Raw genomic sequence first — 20,883 nt, 5'->3', positions numbered from 1 at the left:
CCGTAAAGGCAAAACGGTAGTGAGCGATACAATCCGCTTTGAGTACCAGACAGACAAATGGGCTCAACCTGCGCAGGTTTCATTGAGAAAGATCAGGGAAGAAAATGGTATTATTACACTCGAAGCTAAATTATACGATAAAAATAATGTTCAGTGCCTGGATGCAGTAAACTGGATTCGTTTTGGTTTAACAGGAGATGGTACTTTGTTAGACAACCTGGGCACATCAGGAGGTTCCAGGTTGGTACAATTATATAACGGTCGTGCCACAATCCGGATTCGAACCAACGGTGGACGATCGGTAGCCAGTGCTAAAGTGGATCAGCTTCCGGTTGCTTTTATTAATTTATAAAGATGCATAAGAGAGATTTATTTTCCTTACAGGATTATTAACTGCAGTGCTTGTTAATGCGCAGGTATCTTCACCCGGAGAGGATTTAAAGCTATGGTACAACCAGCCTGCATCCATTTGGGAAGAAGCGCTTCCTTTGGGTAATGGCAAAACGGGCGCTATGGTATTTGGTGGTGTGGGCACAGAACGTCTGCAACTGAATGATAATACACTTTGGTCAGGTGCTCCCAACCCGGGCAATACCCCCGGTGGTCCGGCCATACTGGCCGAAATTCGCCGGCTCATTTTTGCGGGTTTATACGATAGTGCCGCTAATGTATGGAAAAAGATGCATGGACCTTATTCTGCCCGTTATCTTCCTATGGCTGATCTTTGGCTTAGAACATTGGGTTCAGATACGATAGCTTCGGCTTATTACCGCGATTTGAATCTTAATACAGCAACTGCTACGGTAAGGTATACTTTGAATGGAGTAACCTATACCCGGGAGACTTTTGTAAGTCATCCCGATAAAGCACTGGTAGTACGCCTCAGCGCCAATAAAAGCAATGCCATCAACATTTCGGCAGCGCTCAGTAGTAAACTGAAATACAAGGTTGCAGCGAATGGAAAAGAGGGACTGGTGTTAACAGGCAAGGCTCCGAAGTTTGTAGCGAACCGTGCTTACGAAAAGGAGCAAGTGGTGTATGACGACTGGAATGGAGAAGGCATCAACTTCGAGGTTCAGTTGAAAATAGTAGCGCCCGGTGCAACGGTTAAGGCTGTAGGAGATCAGCTTCACATTTCAAAAGCGAGTATGGTAACAATCTATTTAACCAATGCGACCAGTTTTAACGGTTTTAATAAATCACCGGGTAGAGAAGGAAAAGATCCGCATATGGAAGCTGGCAGCAATATGCAGCGGGTACAAAACCTTCCTTTCGAAAAACTTCGGCAAAACCATGTTGCCGACTATAAGCGCCTGTTCAACAGGGTAGCTTTAAAAATTGAAAACAAATCTGCAAATGCGGCCCTGCCCACCAATGAGCGGTTACGCGCCTTTGCAAAAAGCCCTGATGATTTTGGCCTGCAAACTTTATATTATCAATTCGGGCGTTACCTGATGATCGCTTCTTCCAGGCCGGGATCAAGGCCCACCAACCTGCAGGGTATCTGGAACGATCATGTGCAGCCACCCTGGGGCAGCAATTATACTACTAACATTAACACTGAAATGAATTATTGGCTGGCAGAAAATACCAACCTTTCCGAATGCCACCAGCCTTTGTTCGACTTCATCAAAGAATTAGCTGTAAATGGAGCGGTAACGGCCAAAGTAAACTATGGTATCAATGAAGGCTGGACCGCTCATCATAATTCCGATCTTTGGGCAAAGACCTCTCCGCCCGGCGGGCAGGGGTGGAATGACCCTTCTGCAATGCCAAGGTGGAGCTGCTGGCCCATGGCTGCCGGCTGGTTCAGTACGCATTTATGGGAGCATTATCTTTTTACGGGCGATGTAATTTTTTAAGGGAGAAAGGTTATCCTTTAATGAAAGGCGCTGCGCAATTCCTGTTACAGTGGCTGGTCAAAGATCCCCAATCGGGTTTGCTGGTTACCAATCCTTCGTCTTCGCCCGAAAATACCATTAAGATCAATGGTAAAGAGCACCAGCTTACCATGGCCAGTACCATGGATATGTCCATCATCAGGGAGCTGTTCACTGCTGTCATTAAATCAGCAGAGCTATTAAAAACCGATGCCGCTTTTGCAGCCACGCTTAAAAAAACAATGGATCAATTGTATCCTTTTAATATAGGGCAATACGGACAATTGCAGGAATGGTTTAAAGACTGGGACGCACCTACCGATAAACACCGGCATCTCCCATTTGTTTGGATTATACCCTGGCAGCCAGGTAACGTTGAGTAACACCCCCGAGCTGGCAGCGGCAGCAAAGAAATCATTAATCTTCCGGGGAGATGTAAGTACGGGCTGGTCTATGGCCTGGAAAATTAACTGGTGGGCCCGCCTCCGCGATGGAGATCATTCCTATAAGATCTTAAGCGATGCCTTTGCTTATATTGATCCGCGGGAGAAGCGGGAAACCATGGGTGGTGGGGGAACCTATCCCAACCTGTTTGACGCACATCCCCCTTTTCAGATCGACGGGAACTTTGGAGCCACGGCTGGTATGACGGAAATGTTGTTGCAGAGCCATGAAGGGTATTTATTCCTGCTGCCTGCGCTTCCCGCTGTATGGAAGGATGGCTTTATTAGTGGCATTAAAGCCAGGGGGAATTTTAAAGTAGATATCAGCTGGAAGCATAATAAGCTTAGCAGCGCAACGGTTTATTCTGAAATTGGAGGCGATTGCAGCCTGCACACTTTGCAGCCTGTGAAAGTGGTAGAAACTAATGCATCAAAAACGGTAGGTAGTTCCGGGAATAATTTGCTCACCCGGTATGAGAAGCTCAACTATCATAATAATACAAAGGAGAAACTCCCCGATCTAAATACGGTGGAAGGATATACCATTAATTTTAAAACCGAAAAAGGAAAAAGGTACACTATAGTACCACTATAACCAATGCGTCGATATATTTTTTACGTTTGCTTTTTTACAACCTTATTGTTCCGGGTTAGTGCCCAGTCTCTGCAGTGGCAACAAGTGGCGCCCGGAGTATGGAAAGGTACTGCGGGACAACCCGAGTCCTACGATTTATTAAAGGCTTCTGGCTCAACTCCGGCAACCGAAGCTTTGCAAAAGATGGGAAATAGCCCCTGACCATAAATAGGAACGATATTACGGCTTCAGTAGTAGATGGTAAGACCTATCTGCGTTTTCCACTTGCAGAGAAAGAACAGCTGTTTGGGTTAGGACTAAATTTTCAAACCGTTCATCAGCGCGGTAAAATTCTCCAGTTACATATGGACCACTACGGAGGTAAAGACAACGGACGCACGCATGCCCCGGTTCCTTTTTATGTATCAAGTGCAGGATATGGCGTTTTTATAAATTCGGCCAGGTACATAACCGTATACGCAGGAACTTCAGTAGGAAAAGATAGCAGGCATCCGCCTGCAGAAAAAACAGGAACGAAGATAAAAGCTGGAGTTCGCGCCCTTACTCAGATGCCGTAGAAATTTTGGTACCGGCTGCCGGTAGTGAAATATATGTATTTGCAGGGCCTACAAGCCTGGATGCCGTAAGAAGGTATAATTTGTTTAATGGCGGCGGCGTGCTGCCACCCCGCTGGGGATTAGGTTTCACGCAAAGGGTTAAAACTTTGTATACAGCCGATGATGTAAAAGCAGAGGTAGATTCTTTTCGTCTCAAAGGATATCCGCTGGATTTTGTGGGCCTGGAGCCAGGATGGCAAAGCCGTGCTTACCCGGGCACATTTGAGTGGGATAAAAAGCGTTTTCCCCAGCCTGCAAAATTTGTCAAGGAAATGCTTGATAAGGATATCCGTTTAAATTTATGGATCAATCCGTACGTTTCAAAGGAAGCCGGGTTCTACAAACAAATATCGCCATACACCGGTTCACATACGGTCTGGGTAGGAGAAGTTCCTGATTTTACAATACCGCAGGCACGCGATATTTTTTTGGTCAGTTAAAAAAGACCAGGTAGACATTGGCGTAAGCGGCTATAAGATCGATGAGGTAGATGGATATGATTATTATCTCTGGCCGGATGTGGCGCGTTTTCCCGGCGGTTTAACAGGAGAGCCAATGCGGCAGACTTATGGCGTATTGGCAATGCGATATAGCCTCGATATGTTTAAGCAAAAGAATGAACGCACTTATGGTCTTGTAAGAGCGTCCAATGCCGGGGCCAATGCATTTCCTTATGTGATCTATAATGATTATTATAATCATGAAGACTTTATTACCGCCCTCATCAATAGCGGCTATATTGGGGTATTATGGACCCCGAGGCCCGTGCTTCCAAAACTTCGGAGGAATGGCTGCGCCGGTTTCAAACCGTAATTTTTTCGCCTATGGCCATGATCAACGCCTGGTCAAGCGGCACCAAACCATGGTCGTACCCCGATGTGGTAGAGCAGGTGAAAGAGTTGGCGTTGCTTCGTATGAAAATGATGCCTTACTGGTACAGCGAGTTTGCAAAGTATCGTTTTGAGGGAACTCCTGTTTTCCGAGGTATGAGCCTCGAGCCTGGTTTTGAAGTGAATGCAGTGAGTGCCGTAAAAGGGAACCTGGATGATAATCCGTACCTCGAAGCTACAACCAGGGAAGTAAAGGACCAGTATATGGCAGGAGAATATCTTTTGGTAGCGCCTTTATTTACCGGCCAGCAAGCAAGAAAAGTTATTTTACCCAAAGGAAAATGGTTTGATTTTTATACCGGGGCTTATGCAGGAGACGGGCAAATTATAACGGTAACGCCCGGGCTTGACAAAATTCCGGTATTTGTAAAAGATGGCGGCATTATTCCTATGATGGAAGCACAATTACATGCACCCCGCAAAGGAGAGAAAGTGGATCTGGAAATAAGAGTATATGGCCAGAAACCGGGTACTTATAAACTCTACGATGATGACGGGCAAAGCCTGGATTATGAAAAAGGCGCTTTTGATTGGCGTAATATAAAAATTGAGAAAGATAGCAAAGGACAATTAAAAGCTTCCGTAGATGCGGCGCACAACAAGGCTATTCAATCCTATAACAAAATCACATTCCGGTTTATGTCGGGCCAACAGTAATATATGAGATTGTTTATAGCCATAGCATTGATGGGAATTATGTCCGCCGTATATGCACAGCCGCGTAGCTCCGGGGATATTTACAATGCTGTTGTAAAGGAGCTACGTAAAGATGTTTTGAAAGAAGCAGAAAAGGCGCTTAAAGAAAAGGCAGTGACGGTTACTGCACAAACCTCCCCGAGAAGCGCAGGGGGCATACATGACTTTTACAGCGAAGGTGACTACTGGTGGCCCAATCCTGCAAGTGCCGACAGCCCTTATATTCAAAAAGATGGGATGACCAATCCGGATAACTTCGTGGCACATCGGCTGGCAATGATCCGGCTAAGCCGGATTGTGGGGGTATTGGCATCCGCATGGCGCATTACAGGTCAGGATAAGTATGTAAGGAAAGCTATGGAGCACTGCAAAGCCTGGTTTGTAGATACTGCTACCATGATGAATCCGCATTTACTTTATGCGCAGGCTATAAAGGGAAGAGCCACAGGCAGGGGTATTGGTATTATAGATGCGATACAGTTAATGGAAGTGGCCCAGGGACTTTACATCATGCAGCCATCTCCTGTAATGGATCAGGAAGCCTTAAGACAGGTAAAGCGGTGGTTTATGCAATACCTGGACTGGGTGACCTCCCATCAATATGGCGTTGATGAAATGAACGCAGCTAATAACCACGGTACCTGCTGGGTGATGCAGGTAGCGAGCTTTGCAAAGTTTACCGGCAATCAAAAATGGATGGACTTTTGTACAGATCGGTATAAAAATATACTGTTACCCAACCAGATGGCGCCTGATGGCAGTTTTCCAAGAGAATTGGCGCGTACCAAACCTTATGGCTATTCCTTGTTCAACCTGGATGCGATGACAACGATTTGCCAGATACTTTCCTCAAAAGAGAATGATCTCTGGAATTATCATACTACAGACGGACGCTCTATAGAAAAAGCGATCGCATTTTTATATCCTTATATCAATAATAAAAACAAATGGCCTTTTAAACAGGATGTGATGTATTGGGATAACTGGCCGGTAGCGCAGCCTGCGTTATTATTCGGAGCTGCGGCCTTTAATAACCGGGATTGGTTAAGCACCTGGGCGAAGCTCGACCATTTTCCGGCGGTAGAAGAAGTGATTCGCAACCTCCCCGTACGCAACCCGTTAATATGGATAACAAAATGAAATACGCAAAAATAATACTAGCGGTTTGGTGTTGCATCTCAATTATGTTAGTTAAAGCGCAGGTGAAAGGGGATGAGGATAAAGAGATGTTTAATAAAGCCGGTACCGATCGCGATAACAGCGCTGTGCAGGATGCATTGAGTGGTTGGTGGACCGCTTCGATGAAAAATCACGATGATCGCATAAAGTGGTGGAACGATGCAAAGTTTGGTATGTTTATCCATTGGGGAATTTATTCGCTCCCCGGCGGAGAATGGAAGGGCAGGGAGGTGAAAGGTTATGGAGAACATTTAATGCGAAAGGAAAAAATTTTCAGGCAAGACTACCTTGATATTGCCAAACAGTTCAACCCCGTAAAATTTAATGCGGAAGAATGGGTGAAGGATGCAAGAAATGCAGGCATGCGTTACTTTGTGATTACCGCTAAACACCATGATGGTTTTGCTATGTATCCATCAGCTATATCTGATTTTAATATACAGGTACAAACTCCTTTTTCAAGAGACCCCATGTCTGAGTTACAGGCTGCCTGCAAAAAGTACGGTTTGAAGTTTGGGTTTTATTATTCCCATGCGTTCGACTGGGAACATCCCGATGCACCGGGCAATGACTGGGAATATAGTAATCCTGGTGGGGACCGCCAGTTACATGGTGGTACCGGCTGGTATAATTTACATCCGGAGTTATTACAAAAGGCAAAGCGCTATGTTGATCAAAAGGCCATCCCGCAGATCGTGGAACTGATTCATAAATATCACCCGGATATTTTATGGTTTGATACACCTCATAAATTGCCATTATCAGAAAACATACGCATTTTGGAAGCCATTCGTAAAGCAGATCCTGATGTAGTTGTAAACGGACGACTGGTAAGAAGCGACCGGAACAATTTTGGCGATTATAAAAATACGGCTGACCGTCCGGCTGAATTCTATCCTGTCACCGGCAATTGGGAAGCCATTCCAACTACCAATGAAAGTTACGGTTACAATAAGTATGATCACTCTCATAAACCTGCTAGTCATTTTATAAGGCTGCTGGCCAGTGCTGCGGCTAAAGGAGGAAATCTGTTGATGAACATAGGTCCGATGGGAGACGGCGCAATAGATGGTAAAGACCAGGATATTTTAAAAGGCATTGGTCAGTGGATGTATAAAAACGGGGAAAGCATTTATAGCACTATGGCTACGCCTGCGCCACTGCAAAGCTGGGGTGTTACTACTTATAAAAAAGGGAAACTGTACTTGCATGTCTTTGATTATCCTGCCGATGGAACACTCTATGTAGGTGGTGTCCGGGCTGATATAGCGAAAACCTATTTGCTGTCTGATAAAAGTAAGAATCTGAATATTGTAAGATCAGGTAAAGAAGACTGGAAGATTCAACTCCCTGCAACAGCGCCAGACACCACTAATACAGTGGTGGTATTGGAGATCAATGAGGGCGCCCGCTTTGACAGTATACGGTATATAGCCCCCAATAGTCGTATTACGAGAATGCTTGCTTTTGATGCAGCATTAAACGGAAATGGCTTCGGCTTTGGCGACGGCAAAACCAACCGGTATTATGTGGATGGATGGAAGTTGCCGTCACAAACAATTAGCTGGACCTTTAGAAACGATAGCGATGCAATGTTCGATCTGTCATTGAAATATATTATTGGAATGAATTCCGGCGGCGTTTATAAAGTGGTATTAGACGGAAAACAATTGGCCGAAGCGGAGCTTCAACCGGCTACAAAGGGAGAGGATATTTTGACAAAAGATATAGGTATAGTACAGGTAAAAAAGGGGATACATACGCTGGTCATTCAGCCGGTATCTATAACAAAACAGGAACTGATGCGCCCGTTAGAATTACTATTAATTAAAAAGTAACAGACATGGTGAATAAAATGGTTATTTCCCTGGGCATAGTCATAATGACAGGGATAAGTGCGCAGGCGCAACGCCCGGATATGCGCGCAGTCTTCGGTGATGCGGAGAAACAGACCCGGGTAATGCTTGCTGAAGTTGATAAAGCTAAAGAAGGAAAGCCTGAGTTGGTTGCTCCAAGAACTATTGAACAAGGGAAGTTAAAGTTGGTGAAGTCGGGCGATTGGACCAGTGGTTTCTTTCCGGGCGTATTATGGTTTTTATATGAGTACTCACAAAAGGCCGAATGGAAAAAGAAGCGGAACAGTATACTGCTGATATTGAAAAAGAACAATGGAACGGCGGCACACATGATATGGGCTTTAAAGTATACTGCAGTGTGGGCAATGGCTTCAGGCTTACCGGTAATGCTCATTATAAAGACGTGTTGATACAGTCTGCAAAAACGTTGAGCAGGCGTTTTAATAAAACAGCGGGCGTTATACGTTCCTGGGACCATAATAAACAAAAATGGGACTACCCGGTAATTATTGATAATATGCTGAACCTGGAATTGTTGTTTGCTGTATCAAAACTTACAGGCGATCAATCCTATTATAATATTGCCGTAAGCCATGCTGATAATACCATGAAAAATCATTTCAGAAAAGATTTCAGTACCTGGCATGTGGTGGATTATGATTCTACACAGGCGGGGAAGATCAATAAAAAACAACCCACCAGGGCTATGCCGATGAGTCCACCTGGTCAAGGGGAGAAGCATGGGCCGTTTATGGTTATACGATGTGTTATCGTGAAACAAAAGATCCCAAATATCTAAAGCAGGCTGAAAATATTGCAGGATTTATTTTGAAGCATCCTAATATGCCTGAAGATTTAATACCTTATTGGGATTTTAATGCACCTCAAATACCTCGGGAGCCACGGGATGTGTCGGCGGCAGCAGTAATGGCGTCCGCGTTGCTGGAGCTAAGCACCTATAGCAAGAGCGGTAAGCTGTACAGGGCAACAACTGCTGAAAAGATGCTGACCCATTTAACCAAAAGCTACAGAGCCCCCATCGGTAGCGACTTTGGCTTTTTATTGCAGCATAGTACCGGATCGAAACCGTCAGATAGCGAAGTTGATGTTCCTTTGAGCTATGCAGATTATTATTATCTCGAAGCGCTGTTACGTTTGCGCAAATTAACCGGCTCAAAGAAGCTGTATTAGAAAACGGTCTTTGTAAATATTGTTTGAAACAAATGGGTAAAAATAGAAGATTAAACCCGGTTGAAATTCAGATAATCTAAAAATTGTACACCATATCCCTTCATCAATACGATAACATATGAAATGTATAAGCAGGACAGCAGCAATTTTTACCTTATGTAGCATTACACTATTAAGTTGTTCACAGGAAAAGATGGACGCCGCAGTGGACGAGGAGTTGGTTGAGACCCATGCCGGTGTTCAGAGATCCGGAAACTATGCAGTTCACCTGGGGCTTACTTCTGCAACAGGTACTTCCACATGGACCTACACAATAAGAAAAGAGAACAAGGCAAAAGATATCGGGTATTTTGTTCTTAACCTGGGCGGCTGCGGGGAGAATAGTCCAACCATCTGCAATATTATTGCGGCAAAGGTAAATGGGGTTGACTGGATGGGAAATATCACCGCTTCAAACGGCAATACTCAATGTCAAATTGAATCGGGCAATTTTGTAAAGTTTGACAACCTGCCCGGCTCCGAAGTGTATACAATAGAGTTTACGCTGGATTCAATATATGCACAGGTTCCCGCTTCAGGTTGGATAAAAGCAGGCACCACCTGTTCCCCGATGGAGATCCAGGGGCCCGGTTGTAAAGGCTACCGGTTGACAACATTACTTAACGCCGATTCCTCCCTTGCCGGAAAATCATATAGCGAATTAAACAGCTATGCAAGGATCTCAGGTTTTGACTATACAGAACATCCGCATTGTAGTGGTGGCTACGGTGGTCATAGAGATGGGATACATTTTGCAACGGAGAAGGACGATTTTCTAAACAAATATGTTTTCCGGTTTAACATTCATATCGATCCGGTGATCGATGGGGACCGTTGCAGCGCCGGTACAGTTGATCGTCAGCGAAACGAATTAAAGTCTGCTACCAATAATACTGAATGGGCGAAAGTACAGGGCAATTGGGATGAGTGGCAGATACTGGAATGGAATTTTAAACTACCTGCCGGCTTTCAGCCTACATCCAGTTTTTGTCATATTCACCAGCTAAAAGCCCAGGACGGACCTAATAACGGGAGCCCGGTTATTACGATTACGCCCAGGGCTAACAGTAATGGATCCAATAAGCGCATACAGATTATTCATTCTGTTGACGGTGCGAAAACAGGTAAAGGAACTATTGTGGATAATATTCCCCTCGTCGATTTTGAGAACGAATGGGTAAGCGTGCGTGAAGAAATGCACTACGCGCACAACGGGTACTACTCCTGCAAAATTGTAAGACTGCGTGATGGCAAGGTACTCATCGATTTCAGGGATACAGATATTGATATGTGGCGAACAGGAAGCTCTTATATACGTAGCAAGTTCGGGATATACAGGAGCCTGGGTGCAGGACGTTTGAATCAAGATCCGGTAGGTCAGAACCCGCTGCTAAAAAATGAATCAATGTGGTTGAGTGATTTGAGGATATATGAAAAAATCCGAATCCCAGCCCGGGAACAACGCACTAGCTTTTAAACAATAAAAAAAAATGAAATGATCAGGTATATTTTTGTGTTGGTATGTTCTATTCTTATGGGCTCCGCAATCGCCTCCCCTATAGTAGTATCCTCAATTAAAGATTTGCAGGAAGCAATTAATAAAGCTACGCCCGGAACAACCATTATCCTGAAAAATGGAGTGTATCAAACAGACGCTGACATAACAGTTAATTGTTCCGGGACAAAGAAGCAGCCTGTTATAATACAGGCCCAAACTGTGGGTGGAGCGGTTATTACCGGCAAAGGTGGAATTAATTTAGCAAGTCCTGCCGCTTATGTAGTTATTAAAGGCTTTAAATTCACGCATGCGGCTTCTCATGCAAGATCAGCTTCGGGAACCAGCTATTGCCGGTGGACGCAAAATATTTTTGAAACGCCTGGAAAGGGCGAGTACCTTACTATTGCAGGCAATGATCATGAAATAGATTACAACACCTTTCAGCATAAAAAAGAAATGGGGCGAATACTGGCAATAAGAGGCGAAGGAAGCCAGATCGCTCAACGCCTGCATATTCATCATAATTATTTTTATGATTTCCCCGACCAGGGAGGCGCCAATGGAGCCGAAACATTACAGTTTGGTTTAAGCGGCTTAAGCTTATCTACCAGTAACAGTATTGTGGAGTATAATCTTTTTGAAAAATGCCATGGCGAAAATGAGCTGATTTCTGTAAAGGCTTCAGGCGTTACCCTTCGGTATAACACGATACGGGATTGTCCTGCACAATTCACGCTGAGACATGGCAATCGTTGTGATGTGTACGGAAATTTTTTTTAACACGCCCGGCCTGAGGATTTATGGTGATGATCATCATATTTTCAGCAACTACTTTGAAAATTGCAGCCAGGCTATCACCATTGGTAACGGGGGCGCTGAAGTAGCGGATGGAGCACCGCTCACTTCTCATGATCGTCCTGATCGTGTTTTAATTGCCTTTAATACATTAGTGGGTAATCAAAAAATATACTGCTGCAGGCAAGGCAAAAAGGTTTAGGCGCTACGGCCATTACCATTGCCGATAATATCATTCAGGGAGGAGCCGAAGCAGCTGTTCTTTCGGGACCATTAAAAGAAGGCGTCTGGAAAAATAACTGGCTGTATCAGGTAGCCGGTCCCGGCGATATTCCTGCAGGGGGATATAAATTGAAAGATGCCCAACTGGTTAAAGATACTAAAGGTATTTACCGGCTTAGCGCAAAGAGTCCTGCGATAGGCACTGCTGATGCAGGTTTTAAGGTAGTTAGTGTAGATATGGATGCGCAGCCAAGGAAAGGAAAGTGGGACACCGGAGCTGATCAGTATATGCAGAAAAAGAGCGTAGCGCAGGTACTTCAAACTGGCCAGGTCGGCGCCGGCGCAAATCAGTAGAGAGGTGAAGTGTCCTGAGCAGTGTGAATAACAATCAGCAATATTCTATTTAATAAAATGTAAACAATAGCGATGAAGAAATTCTATTTTATACTTATCTGGGCCCTGATCTTTTCGGTTTCAATGCAGGCGCAAACAACGGGTAAAGACGCACGCATGGAGTGGTGGCGGGCAGCGCGTTTTGGCATGTTCATTCATTGGGGCGTATATGCCCAGTGGGGCGGTGTGTATCATGGACATCAGCAGGCAAGGGGTGGTGCGGAGTGGATTATGAATCGCTCAAAAATTCCGGTGACGGAATATCAGGAGCGTGCAAAATCATTTAACCCTGTAAATTATAATCCTGACGCTATTGTAAAAATGGCGAAGGACGCTGGCATGAAGTACATCATTATTACTTCCAAACATCATGATGGCTTTGCGCTATTTAAATCTGACGCCAGTAAATGGAACGTGGTGGATGCTACTAAATACGGGAAAGATTTACTTGAACCGCTGGCGGAGGCCTGCAGGAAGTATGGCATGAAGCTGGGCTTTTATTATTCCCAGGCCCAGGACTGGAATAACCCCGGCGGTTCAGTAGCTCGCAAGGAAATGAGGGAGGGTTGGCCTAATCCGGACTCTGCAAAAATAGATGCGTACACAGCAGCACACAAGGGCCATTGGGACCCGTTACAGGAAACAAAAACCTTTGATGAATATATTGATGGAGTAGCCGTTCCGCAGGTAAAGGAAATTTTGACGAAGTACGGAGATATTGCCGTTTTGTGGTGGGATACTCCAACCAATATGACCGATGCCGCAGCATTGAAATTCCAGGAAGTACTGAAGCTGCAACCCGGCATCATTACTAACGACAGGTTGAAACGTCCCAACTTTCCGGGAGATACGAAAACTCCCGAACAAAAAATACCTACACAGGCAGAACTGGACGGACAGGATTGGGAAACCTGTATGACGATGAATGGTAGTTGGGGATATAAAAGCTGGGATCATAATTGGAAGTCTACGGAATCACTAGTTCGAAACCTGGTAGATATTGCTTCAAAAGGAGGTAACTACTTATTGAATATTGGCCCTAAAGAAGACGGCTCCGTACCAGCCGAAAGCATTGAACGTTTAGCACAGATTGGTAACTGGATGAAAGTAAACGGTAATGCTATTTATGCAACCAAAGCCAGTCCGCTACCGGATCTGGACTGGGGACGTTGTACTATGAAAAGGGCTGGTAAAAATACTCAGCTGAATCTGTTTGTGTTCAACTGGCCTGCCAACGGAAAGTTGGTAGTACCGGCAATTGCCAATAAAGCTATTGAGGCCAGGCTCATAGCAACGGGGAAAAAGCTTACCGTAAAAAATGAAAACGGAAGCATCGTTATAGTGTTGCCATCAGCTGCGCCTGATAAAATTGCTTCATTGATACAACTGACCGTCACGGGTGAAATAGCCAATGTAAATATCAAAGGAACCAAAAAATGAAAACCGGCGAGCTGGATTAAGAACATACTATAATAAATATGAAAAAGCTGATTCTACTGATATGGTTCGCCCATATTGCTGCTGTTGTTTGTGCCGGGGATGTACTCATTACTAGTTTCGGAGCGAAACCGGATGGGCATACCATGAATACCGTAGCCATTCAAAAGGCAATTGATTATTGTTACAGTAAAGGTGGCGGCCGCGTGATATTTCCTAAAGGTGATTTTCTTGCGGGTACAATAGAGTTCAGGGATAATATAAAACTCTACTTTGAAAAAGATGCCCGCTTATTAGGAAGCACCAATGTTGAGGATTATCGCAATGTGGATCCTTTTACAGAAGGACTGGGTATAGACGTGGGCTGGGCATTATTGGTAGCTGTAGACCGGAAGAATATCGGGATTGAAGGTTATGGTGTTATTGACGGACAGGGATCTGCTTTAAAGGCTGCCCATATTCTAAAAGATACAAGACCCGAAGGACAGCGTTGGGGACGGCGGCCTTTTTACTACGCGTTGTGCGATGCGATAATGTAACCGTCAGGGATATAAGTCTGAACTATGCCGGGGCATGGACATCGCATTATTTTCAGTCCAGAAATATTATAATAGAGCATGTAAAGATCCTCAGCGTAGGTGTAGCTCATAATGATGGTATCGGTATCGATGGTTGCCAGAAAGTTGCTATTAGTAATTGTGACGTAGTAAGCGGAGATGATGCACTTGTGTTTAAAACAACCTCCGGTAAAATGGCTTGCAAGGATATTACGGTAACAAATATGCGCCTCAAAAGTAACCAGGCAGGCATAAAAATAGGAACGGAATCAATGGCAGATTTTGAGCATATTGATATCAAAAACTGTTATATCTATGATACTAAAAATGGTGGCATAAAATTATTATCGGTGGATGGTGCCCGTATAAAAAATGTAACGATTACTGATATTAAGATGGATGATGTTCGTACTCCGGTGCTGTTACGCCTGGGCTCCCGTTTAAACGTGTTCAGAAAGGGTCAGGATCAACAACAACCTACAGGTTACTTTGAAAACGTGATGTTGAAAAATATTATGGCAGTATCAGCAGACAGCACACAATTGAGATCAGCAACAGGTATCTTAATAACAGGTGTGCCAGACTATAAGCTTTCGGGTATAACACTGGAGAATATTTTGATAGAATTACCCGGAGGCGGTGCCGCTGAAGAAATAAATATAAATGTTCCCGAAGCTGTTGACCAGTACCCGGAAGTGAAAACCTTCGGCCCGGTAATTCCCGCTTATGGTCTTTGGGCAAGACATGTAAAAGATATTAAGATAAAAGGATTAGAGTTTAGATTGAGAACTAATGACCTGCGGCCTGCAGTTTTCCTGGAAGATGCAGGTAATGCTATTATTGAAGATGCCATCATTCCCGCTACCGTAAACGCCGCTTCAGCTGTTTTTGTCAGGCAATCTGCAAATGTGGTTTTGAAATCCTGGAAAGTGAACGGCTCTTTACAATCATTTATAAAAGCGGATACGGTTAGTAAATCCCAGATCCATTTAAAAGAAAATAAATTGCCTGAAGTGCAGATTTTGTTCAGGTAAATTTTTTTTGCACTATTCATTCAAATAGCGGTTTAAAATATTGGTGGCGTATCAGGCAAAGAAGGAGAATTAGGTTATCATATCGTAAGGATGGAATAATTATAGAAACCCCGAAAGGGGTGAAATATCATTCATCCGGCATTTTAGGCTATTTAAAACATATTTTTATAATAAGGCCGGCCCTGTCCCTGCAGTCAGGCGGGCTTTCAGGCTTAAATGTTTTAGATACGTTTGCCTTGCCCGGATAGATAGAAATAAAAAAGGAATACTATATTTGATAAACGGTTGGTACCAAAGTCTTGCGCATGAAGAGAAAAGTCCTCGAATGGGTGGTTGATGTGGCTGAAAATGATTCTCATGAATCGTTTGAACAGCTATACTCCTATTTTTCGTCAGGACTTCAGTCATACGTTTATACAATTGTAGAAGATAAAGAAGTAGCATTAGATCTGGTTCAGGATCTTTTTGTGACACTTTGGGCTAACCGGCGTACGCTAAGTGCAGTCAGCAATATCGGTCATTACCTGTATAGTTCTATTAAGAATAACGCCGTACGTTATGTAAATAAGCGTTCCAGAGTTACACCCATTGATAATGAACATTTAGAGCAGATATCCCTGGACGCCATGAGTCCGGAGCTGACATTCATTGCCAGGGAACAATTTCAGCAACTACAAAATTCTATCAATAGCCTTCCCTATAAATGCCGTCTGGTTTTCCGTTTGGTAAAAGAGGATGGACTAAAATATAAAGATGTCGCCCAATTACTGGAAATTTCAGTAAAAACAGTAGAAGCCCACATGACACTGGCTTACAGCCGCATCGTGGATTGCTTTGAGCAGATGCTTCCCGAGCATCAGGGGTATTTCAAACCCGGTAAAAAGGCTCAGTAAAATTTTTTTAATTTTTTTGAAATGACTAAGGGTTTTGCGTCAGCAACTACTCTTTATAGTTAAGCATGGTCTAAATTATGGAAAAGTCCAGGTTCATTGAACTTTTAAGAAAGAAAGAGAGCGGTGAAATTTCGCTTTGGGAATTGAAGGAATTAAACGAGGCCATGGAAGGTAATTCTTTATACGCATCAGTTTTAAATCACCTTCAGGACGTTTCGGACGCGCAACCTCTTTTTAATAAGAGGGATGATAGTTCCATAGCAGGAGAATTGGAGCAATTAAAAACGAGGATCAATTATAAGCCGTTGAAGAAAAAAACGGTATACCTTAAACGATTACTTGCTGTTGCAGCTATGTTATTAATTGTTATAACCGTATCCGGTATATTGTTGAGCCGGCACGATAAAGCTGCAGACCCAACCAATATCATAGCGACACAGAAGGGATCTAAAACCACTATAACGCTTATCGATGGCACGAAAGTATGGGTAAACGCAGATTCCAAACTCACTTATGACAATACGTTTGGTGTAAAAACAAGATCTGTTTGGCTCTCCGGAGAGGCTTATTTTGAAGTAGCGAAGGATAAAGACCACCCCTTTATAGTACATACGGATTTAATGGATGTTACTGCTTTGGGTACCGCGTTTAATGTTCGTTCTTATAAAGATGAAGATGATGCAGAAACAGCTCTCATGGAAGGGTCTGTTCAAATTGCGTTTAAGAAAAAGGAAACAGGTAAAATACTGCTTAAACCAATGGAAAAAGTGGTGGTTCGCGATCCGGCAGTCAGCACTTATCCGGAGAAAGAACAACCTGAGATCGCAGTCGTTAAAGTGGTTTATGATTCTGCGCAGGCTGTAGCAGCGGAAACGGGTTGGTTAACCAATCGCCTGGTATTTAAACAGGAGCGCCTGGATGTTATTATCAAGACACTCGAACGTCACTATGGATACGATATAAAAGTACAAAATGCGTCTTTGCTTGATAGAAAGCTGAGCGGTATATTTAAAGACGAGAGCCTTATAGAAGTGTTAGAAACTTTCAGACTAGCTGCCGGTATACGGTATAAAATCGATAAAAACAACGTATTGCTTTTTAATTAAACCAAATAGCCCCATATGAACAGTCAGCCATAACATGTAATCACAAAAAAGCGGAAAATGTGCAACCATTTCCCGCCGGATACTAAAGTAATCATTGCCTGGACAGCAATATTCAATCACTTTAATTAATACAAAAATATGAAAATTAAGGATTGCCCCGCTATGCGCGTTTGGGTGCAATTAATTATCAAATATTTATTGGTAATGAAGCTTGCCATATTTATTATTCTTTTAACGTCAACGCAGGCAATTGCGATCAAAACATTTTCCCAGGAGAAAATAAATTTGAAGCAGGCGAACATTTCCATCTTAGCAGTTTTAACAGGAATAGAATCGCGGTATGATTATCGGTTTGTGTATAGCGATAGCGTAGCGTTAAGCAGTCAGAAAATTGATGTATTTGCCCGGAACGCGAGCATTGATGAGGTAATGCAACAGATCTTAAAAACAACCAGTTTTTCGTATAAAAAAATGAAAAAGGGGCTGATTGTTATTACCGGGGATAGCCATGATATTGTGGCAGAACTCCCTTTGAAAGGAATGGTTGTAGACCAGAACGGGCAGCCGGTAGCCGGAGCCAATGTTATTGAAAAAGGAACGGTGAATGGTACTGTTACCTCAGATGATGGTAGCTTCCAGATTGATGTGAAAGATCAGCAATCTATCCTCATTATTTCTGTAGTTGGTTTTAAGACGAAGGAAATAGCAGTTACCGCTATCGGTTCTGGCATTGTGCTGGAGAAGGAAGAAGGGAAGCTGGATGAAGTAGTTGTAGTGGGTTATGGAACCCAACGTAAATCGGATGTTACGGGTTCTATTACTTCCATTAATGAAAAATCATTGCGGGAGGTACCTGCTGCCAACCTCTCACAGGCATTGCAGGGCAGAGGAGCCGGTATTGATATTCAGAAGGGAGGGGCAACAGTAAGCCGGGGCATCGCCTGTAATACGTATTAGAGGCGTACGCTCTATTAGTGCTGATAACGGCCCCTTATTCGTTGTGGACGGCATTCCGTATAACGGTAATATTAACGATCTCAATCCGGATGATATTGTATCTCTGGAAGTACTTAAAGATGCTTCTGCAACGGCTATTTATGGGTCGAGGGGTGCCAATGGTGTTATACTGGTTACCAGCCGCCGTGGGCGTAATGGGGAGCCGGTTATATCGTATGCCGGATATACCGGCTATGTGAAGAATTTAGGCAAGATTGAAGTAATGGATGGAGCGGAATTTGCCCTGCTTAAAAAATGGGCCGCTTACAACGGCAACTTCCTGAGCAACGGCAGCAGGAAATATACAGGGATCGATGATCCTGCTATTATAACAGACGGTGTTTTTGCTCCCCAGGAAATAGAGTCTATGAACATGGGGCGTTCTACCGATTGGCAGGACCTAATTTATAAAACGGGCATCAACACCGATCATCAATTAAGCGTATCGGGAGGTTCGGCCAAAACCCAGTACGCGCTCTCAACCGGCTACCATAATGAAACGGGTATTTATCCGGGGCAGTCTTTTGAACGTTTTTCAGTAAGATTAAACTTAGATCAGCAACTGGGTAAATCTGTAAAAGTTGGATTGAGCTCGTTAAATAATTATAGTATTACCAAAGGTGAAAATGCCAATCCCATGGGACAGGTTTTAAGAGCCAGCCCTTTGGCCACACCTTATGATGAGAACGGAAAATTATGGGGATTCGTTCCCGGTAGCGCCAACCAGGTATGGAATCCGCTTGGAGATTTTGTAGACGGAGCCAAAATAGAAAACCGTAAAAGGACTGGTACATTTACCACGCTCTACCTGGATATCAACCTCGCAAAAGGGTTAAAATACAGGTTTAATGCCGGTGCTGAAATACGCTCTGATATCTATGGTAACTATTATGCCAGCGCCACATCTAATAACCTGGGTGGCCTTTCCACATCAAGGAACCGTACCGAGTTTTCTACCAATTATACATTGGAAAATATTCTTACTTACAATAGAACATTTGCAGAAAAACACAGGATTGATTTTACAGGATTGTTCAGTATGCAGGAATCTCAGGGACAAACCAACCAATTTGATAATAATGACATTGTAGCTGATCCTCTTTGGTACTATAACCCAGCGTTTGGTGCCAATCTGCGGGGTGTTGGTAGTTATGCCAAATGGAATATAGTTTCTTTCATGGGACGTGCCAACTATGCCTTTAAGAATAAATACCTGGCTACAGTAACCGTACGTTCAGATGGGTCTTCAAGACTGGCACCTGGTAATCAGTTCCAGGCCTTCCCTTCGGGTGTGTTGGCCTGGAACCTGGCACAGGAAGATTTTATCCGCAGGACACGTATATTCTCCAACCTTAAACTAAGATTGAGTTACGGGAAAGTAGGTAATACTGCAATTGATCCCTACCAAACCCTTGGCGCCTTGTCAGGAGCTGTGTACAATTACGGCGATCAGATGACCACCGTGTTTATCTTTCAGATGTTCCAAATCCTAATTTAACCTGGGAATATACTGCCAGCACTAACTTGGGGCTTGACTTTGGCCTGTTTAATAACAGGATATCGGGTTCCATCGAACTTTATAAGCAGGCCACCAGTTCTCTTTGTTACCACAAAGTTTACCCCCTACCTCCGGCATTCCCAATGCTATTGTAACCAACGTTGGTAAAACGGAAAACAGAGGTATAGAAATACAATTGGCTACAGTGAATTTGGCTGGTGATGGCAGGCAAAAGGTAAGCTGGACTTCAGATATCAATATCTTTTTAAACAGGGGTAAAATAACGCAGCTTCAGGAAGGTGTTACTGTGGATATTACCAATAGCAGGTTTGTAGGCTATCCGATAGGAACCATCTTCGATTATAAAAAGATCGGTATCTGGCAGAATACATCGGCAGATTCGGCATTGGCTAAAAGCCTGGGACTTTCACTTTCGGGAACCGGATCTGTAATTGGAAACATCAAGGTAGAAGACGTAAATGGCGATAGTAAGATCAATGCAAGTGACAGGATTATTCTGGGTTCAAGTCAACCCAGTTGGTCTGCAGGTTTTACCAACAGGTTAGCATATAAAGGTTTTGATTTTACAATTGTTGCCTTTGGCCGGTTTGGAAGTACTATTACCAGCCGTATGCATAACAGTGGTTTTGCCAATACGTTCCAGGGTAACTATAATAATCTCAGTGTAAACTACTGGACACCCACCAATGGCGAGAACTTTTGGCCCAAACCTAATGCCGCCTCAACTAACACGCCTAATAACTCAACATTAGGATATTTTGATGGCACTTTCGTTAAAATACGCAGCCTGACCCTGGGCTATAATCTACCCCCTTCATTTTTAAATCTTCGGTCGGCAAGAGTATATGTTACAGCCAATGATGCTTTTATTCTCTTTTCAAAATACCGGAATGTATACAAAGGCATTGATCCCGAAGCCATCAATGCAGGCAACAACCGCGGTGAGATTAACGTTGACACGCCCGCTACTTATTCAATTCTTTTTGGTTTGAACATTACACTGTAATTAATTCAAGTGAAAGGTAATTCTACAATACCAGATTTTACAACGGCTTATTCCCTTAAGAA

At 43.6% G+C, this 20,883-nt stretch carries 23 protein-coding genes and 1 pseudogene; all 24 read left to right on the top strand.

Annotation, left to right across the window (positions count from 1 at the left end; genetic code table 11):
- Positions 1-19: 19 nt before the first annotated feature.
- The 24 genes and pseudogenes from MKP07_RS33600 to MKP07_RS33475 all read left to right on the top strand — a co-directional run bounded on the left by MKP07_RS33600 (position 20) and on the right by MKP07_RS33475 (position 20,821).
- Positions 20-352 (top strand): hypothetical protein, encoded by a 333-nt coding sequence (locus MKP07_RS33600; RefSeq protein ID WP_240852421.1) that lies wholly within the window; start codon positions 20-22, stop codon positions 350-352.
- 46 nt (positions 353-398) lie between these two features.
- Positions 399-2,480, top strand: a pseudogene (locus tag MKP07_RS33595) (glycoside hydrolase family 95 protein); the annotation flags it as partial.
- A gap of 45 nt (positions 2,481-2,525) precedes the next feature.
- The gene (locus tag MKP07_RS43335) at positions 2,526-2,918 is read left to right on the top strand and encodes a glycoside hydrolase family 95-like protein (protein ID WP_394803759.1); all 393 of its coding nucleotides are present in this window, start codon (positions 2,526-2,528) and stop codon (positions 2,916-2,918) included.
- Positions 2,919-3,115: 197 nt separating this feature from the next.
- Entirely contained in the window at positions 3,116-3,475 is a 360-nt protein-coding gene (locus MKP07_RS33580) for a hypothetical protein (RefSeq protein WP_317236232.1), read from the top strand.
- Positions 3,476-3,480: 5 nt separating this feature from the next.
- Entirely contained in the window at positions 3,481-3,954 is a 474-nt protein-coding gene (locus MKP07_RS33575) for a glycoside hydrolase family 31 protein (RefSeq protein ID WP_240852417.1), read from the top strand.
- Positions 3,908-4,327 (top strand): TIM-barrel domain-containing protein, encoded by a 420-nt coding sequence (locus MKP07_RS43330; protein ID WP_394803758.1) that lies wholly within the window; start codon positions 3,908-3,910, stop codon positions 4,325-4,327. Before MKP07_RS33575 ends, MKP07_RS43330 begins: the two co-directional genes overlap by 47 nt.
- Positions 4,264-5,061 carry a glycoside hydrolase family 31 protein gene (locus tag MKP07_RS33565; protein ID WP_240852415.1) on the top strand — a complete coding sequence of 266 codons (798 nt, stop codon included), beginning with the start codon at positions 4,264-4,266 and terminating at the stop codon, positions 5,059-5,061. Before MKP07_RS43330 ends, MKP07_RS33565 begins: the two co-directional genes overlap by 64 nt.
- 3 nt (positions 5,062-5,064) lie before the next feature.
- Positions 5,065-6,240 carry an alginate lyase family protein gene (locus MKP07_RS33560; RefSeq protein WP_240852414.1) on the top strand — a complete coding sequence of 392 codons (1,176 nt, stop codon included), beginning with the start codon at positions 5,065-5,067 and terminating at the stop codon, positions 6,238-6,240.
- 44 nt (positions 6,241-6,284) lie between these two features.
- Positions 6,285-8,117 carry an alpha-L-fucosidase gene (locus MKP07_RS33555; protein WP_240852413.1) on the top strand — a complete coding sequence of 611 codons (1,833 nt, stop codon included), beginning with the start codon at positions 6,285-6,287 and terminating at the stop codon, positions 8,115-8,117.
- 5 nt (positions 8,118-8,122) lie between these two features.
- Positions 8,123-8,545 carry a hypothetical protein gene (locus MKP07_RS33550; protein WP_240852412.1) on the top strand — a complete coding sequence of 141 codons (423 nt, stop codon included), beginning with the start codon at positions 8,123-8,125 and terminating at the stop codon, positions 8,543-8,545.
- Positions 8,494-8,934, top strand: coding sequence for a hypothetical protein (locus tag MKP07_RS33545; protein WP_240852411.1), 441 nt, complete (start codon positions 8,494-8,496; stop codon positions 8,932-8,934). Before MKP07_RS33550 ends, MKP07_RS33545 begins: the two co-directional genes overlap by 52 nt.
- Entirely contained in the window at positions 8,898-9,326 is a 429-nt protein-coding gene (locus tag MKP07_RS33540; RefSeq protein WP_240852410.1) for a hypothetical protein, read from the top strand. Before MKP07_RS33545 ends, MKP07_RS33540 begins: the two co-directional genes overlap by 37 nt.
- Before the next feature lie 193 nt (positions 9,327-9,519).
- On the top strand, positions 9,520-10,842 hold the full coding sequence (locus MKP07_RS33535) for a hypothetical protein (RefSeq protein WP_240852409.1): 1,323 nt from the start codon (positions 9,520-9,522) through the stop codon (positions 10,840-10,842).
- A gap of 18 nt (positions 10,843-10,860) precedes the next feature.
- On the top strand, positions 10,861-11,643 hold the full coding sequence (locus MKP07_RS33530) for a polysaccharide lyase 6 family protein (protein WP_240852408.1): 783 nt from the start codon (positions 10,861-10,863) through the stop codon (positions 11,641-11,643).
- On the top strand, positions 11,621-11,860 hold the full coding sequence (locus MKP07_RS33525; protein WP_240852407.1) for a hypothetical protein: 240 nt from the start codon (positions 11,621-11,623) through the stop codon (positions 11,858-11,860). The genes MKP07_RS33530 and MKP07_RS33525 overlap by 23 nt, the downstream gene beginning before the upstream one ends.
- Before the next feature lie 149 nt (positions 11,861-12,009).
- A complete protein-coding gene (locus MKP07_RS33520; protein ID WP_240852406.1) occupies positions 12,010-12,234 on the top strand; it encodes a hypothetical protein in 225 nt (74 codons plus the stop codon).
- Between the two features lie 72 nt (positions 12,235-12,306).
- Positions 12,307-13,713 carry an alpha-L-fucosidase gene (locus MKP07_RS33515; protein ID WP_240852405.1) on the top strand — a complete coding sequence of 469 codons (1,407 nt, stop codon included), beginning with the start codon at positions 12,307-12,309 and terminating at the stop codon, positions 13,711-13,713.
- A gap of 38 nt (positions 13,714-13,751) precedes the next feature.
- Positions 13,752-14,249, top strand: a complete 498-nt coding sequence (locus MKP07_RS33510; protein WP_240852404.1) for a glycosyl hydrolase family 28-related protein — start codon at positions 13,752-13,754, stop codon at positions 14,247-14,249.
- Positions 14,231-15,301 (top strand): glycoside hydrolase family 28 protein, encoded by a 1,071-nt coding sequence (locus MKP07_RS33505; RefSeq protein ID WP_240852403.1) that lies wholly within the window; start codon positions 14,231-14,233, stop codon positions 15,299-15,301. Before MKP07_RS33510 ends, MKP07_RS33505 begins: the two co-directional genes overlap by 19 nt.
- Positions 15,302-15,606: 305 nt before the next feature.
- Positions 15,607-16,194: an RNA polymerase sigma-70 factor gene (locus MKP07_RS33500; RefSeq protein ID WP_240852402.1), complete on the top strand. Its 588-nt coding sequence runs from the start codon at positions 15,607-15,609 to the stop codon at positions 16,192-16,194.
- 77 nt (positions 16,195-16,271) lie between these two features.
- Positions 16,272-17,300 carry a FecR family protein gene (locus MKP07_RS33495; protein WP_240852401.1) on the top strand — a complete coding sequence of 343 codons (1,029 nt, stop codon included), beginning with the start codon at positions 16,272-16,274 and terminating at the stop codon, positions 17,298-17,300.
- Positions 17,301-17,438: 138 nt separating this feature from the next.
- Complete coding sequence (locus tag MKP07_RS33490) at positions 17,439-18,257, top strand: DUF4974 domain-containing protein (protein ID WP_240852400.1); 819 nt, start codon at positions 17,439-17,441, stop codon at positions 18,255-18,257.
- A complete protein-coding gene (locus MKP07_RS33485; protein WP_317236231.1) occupies positions 18,247-19,794 on the top strand; it encodes a SusC/RagA family TonB-linked outer membrane protein in 1,548 nt (515 codons plus the stop codon). The genes MKP07_RS33490 and MKP07_RS33485 overlap by 11 nt, the downstream gene beginning before the upstream one ends.
- Positions 19,795-19,897: 103 nt before the next feature.
- On the top strand, positions 19,898-20,821 hold the full coding sequence (locus MKP07_RS33475) for a SusC/RagA family TonB-linked outer membrane protein (RefSeq protein ID WP_240852784.1): 924 nt from the start codon (positions 19,898-19,900) through the stop codon (positions 20,819-20,821).
- The last annotated feature ends 62 nt before the right edge of the window (positions 20,822-20,883 follow it).

The sequence above is a fragment of the Paraniabella hibiscisoli genome (genome assembly GCF_022512515.1).
GTDB lineage: Bacteria > Bacteroidota > Bacteroidia > Chitinophagales > Chitinophagaceae > Niabella > Niabella hibiscisoli.
Note: the sequence above shows the minus strand (reverse complement) of the source record. Positions and strands in the feature narration are given on the sequence as shown.

Coding starts and splice junctions, on each gene's coding strand:
- MKP07_RS43335 (WP_394803759.1), top strand. CDS start 2,526: ATGACGGAAATGTTGTTGCAGAGCCATGAAGGGTATTTATTCCTGCTG.
- MKP07_RS33565 (WP_240852415.1), top strand. CDS start 4,264: ATGGACCCCGAGGCCCGTGCTTCCAAAACTTCGGAGGAATGGCTGCGC.
- MKP07_RS33560 (WP_240852414.1), top strand. CDS start 5,065: ATGAGATTGTTTATAGCCATAGCATTGATGGGAATTATGTCCGCCGTA.
- MKP07_RS33555 (WP_240852413.1), top strand. CDS start 6,285: ATGTTAGTTAAAGCGCAGGTGAAAGGGGATGAGGATAAAGAGATGTTT.
- MKP07_RS33550 (WP_240852412.1), top strand. CDS start 8,123: ATGGTGAATAAAATGGTTATTTCCCTGGGCATAGTCATAATGACAGGG.
- MKP07_RS33540 (WP_240852410.1), top strand. CDS start 8,898: ATGTGTTATCGTGAAACAAAAGATCCCAAATATCTAAAGCAGGCTGAA.
- MKP07_RS33535 (WP_240852409.1), top strand. CDS start 9,520: ATGGACGCCGCAGTGGACGAGGAGTTGGTTGAGACCCATGCCGGTGTT.
- MKP07_RS33530 (WP_240852408.1), top strand. CDS start 10,861: ATGATCAGGTATATTTTTGTGTTGGTATGTTCTATTCTTATGGGCTCC.
- MKP07_RS33525 (WP_240852407.1), top strand. CDS start 11,621: ATGTGTACGGAAATTTTTTTTAACACGCCCGGCCTGAGGATTTATGGT.
- MKP07_RS33515 (WP_240852405.1), top strand. CDS start 12,307: ATGAAGAAATTCTATTTTATACTTATCTGGGCCCTGATCTTTTCGGTT.
- MKP07_RS33510 (WP_240852404.1), top strand. CDS start 13,752: ATGAAAAAGCTGATTCTACTGATATGGTTCGCCCATATTGCTGCTGTT.
- MKP07_RS33500 (WP_240852402.1), top strand. CDS start 15,607: ATGAAGAGAAAAGTCCTCGAATGGGTGGTTGATGTGGCTGAAAATGAT.
- MKP07_RS33495 (WP_240852401.1), top strand. CDS start 16,272: ATGGAAAAGTCCAGGTTCATTGAACTTTTAAGAAAGAAAGAGAGCGGT.
- MKP07_RS33490 (WP_240852400.1), top strand. CDS start 17,439: ATGAAAATTAAGGATTGCCCCGCTATGCGCGTTTGGGTGCAATTAATT.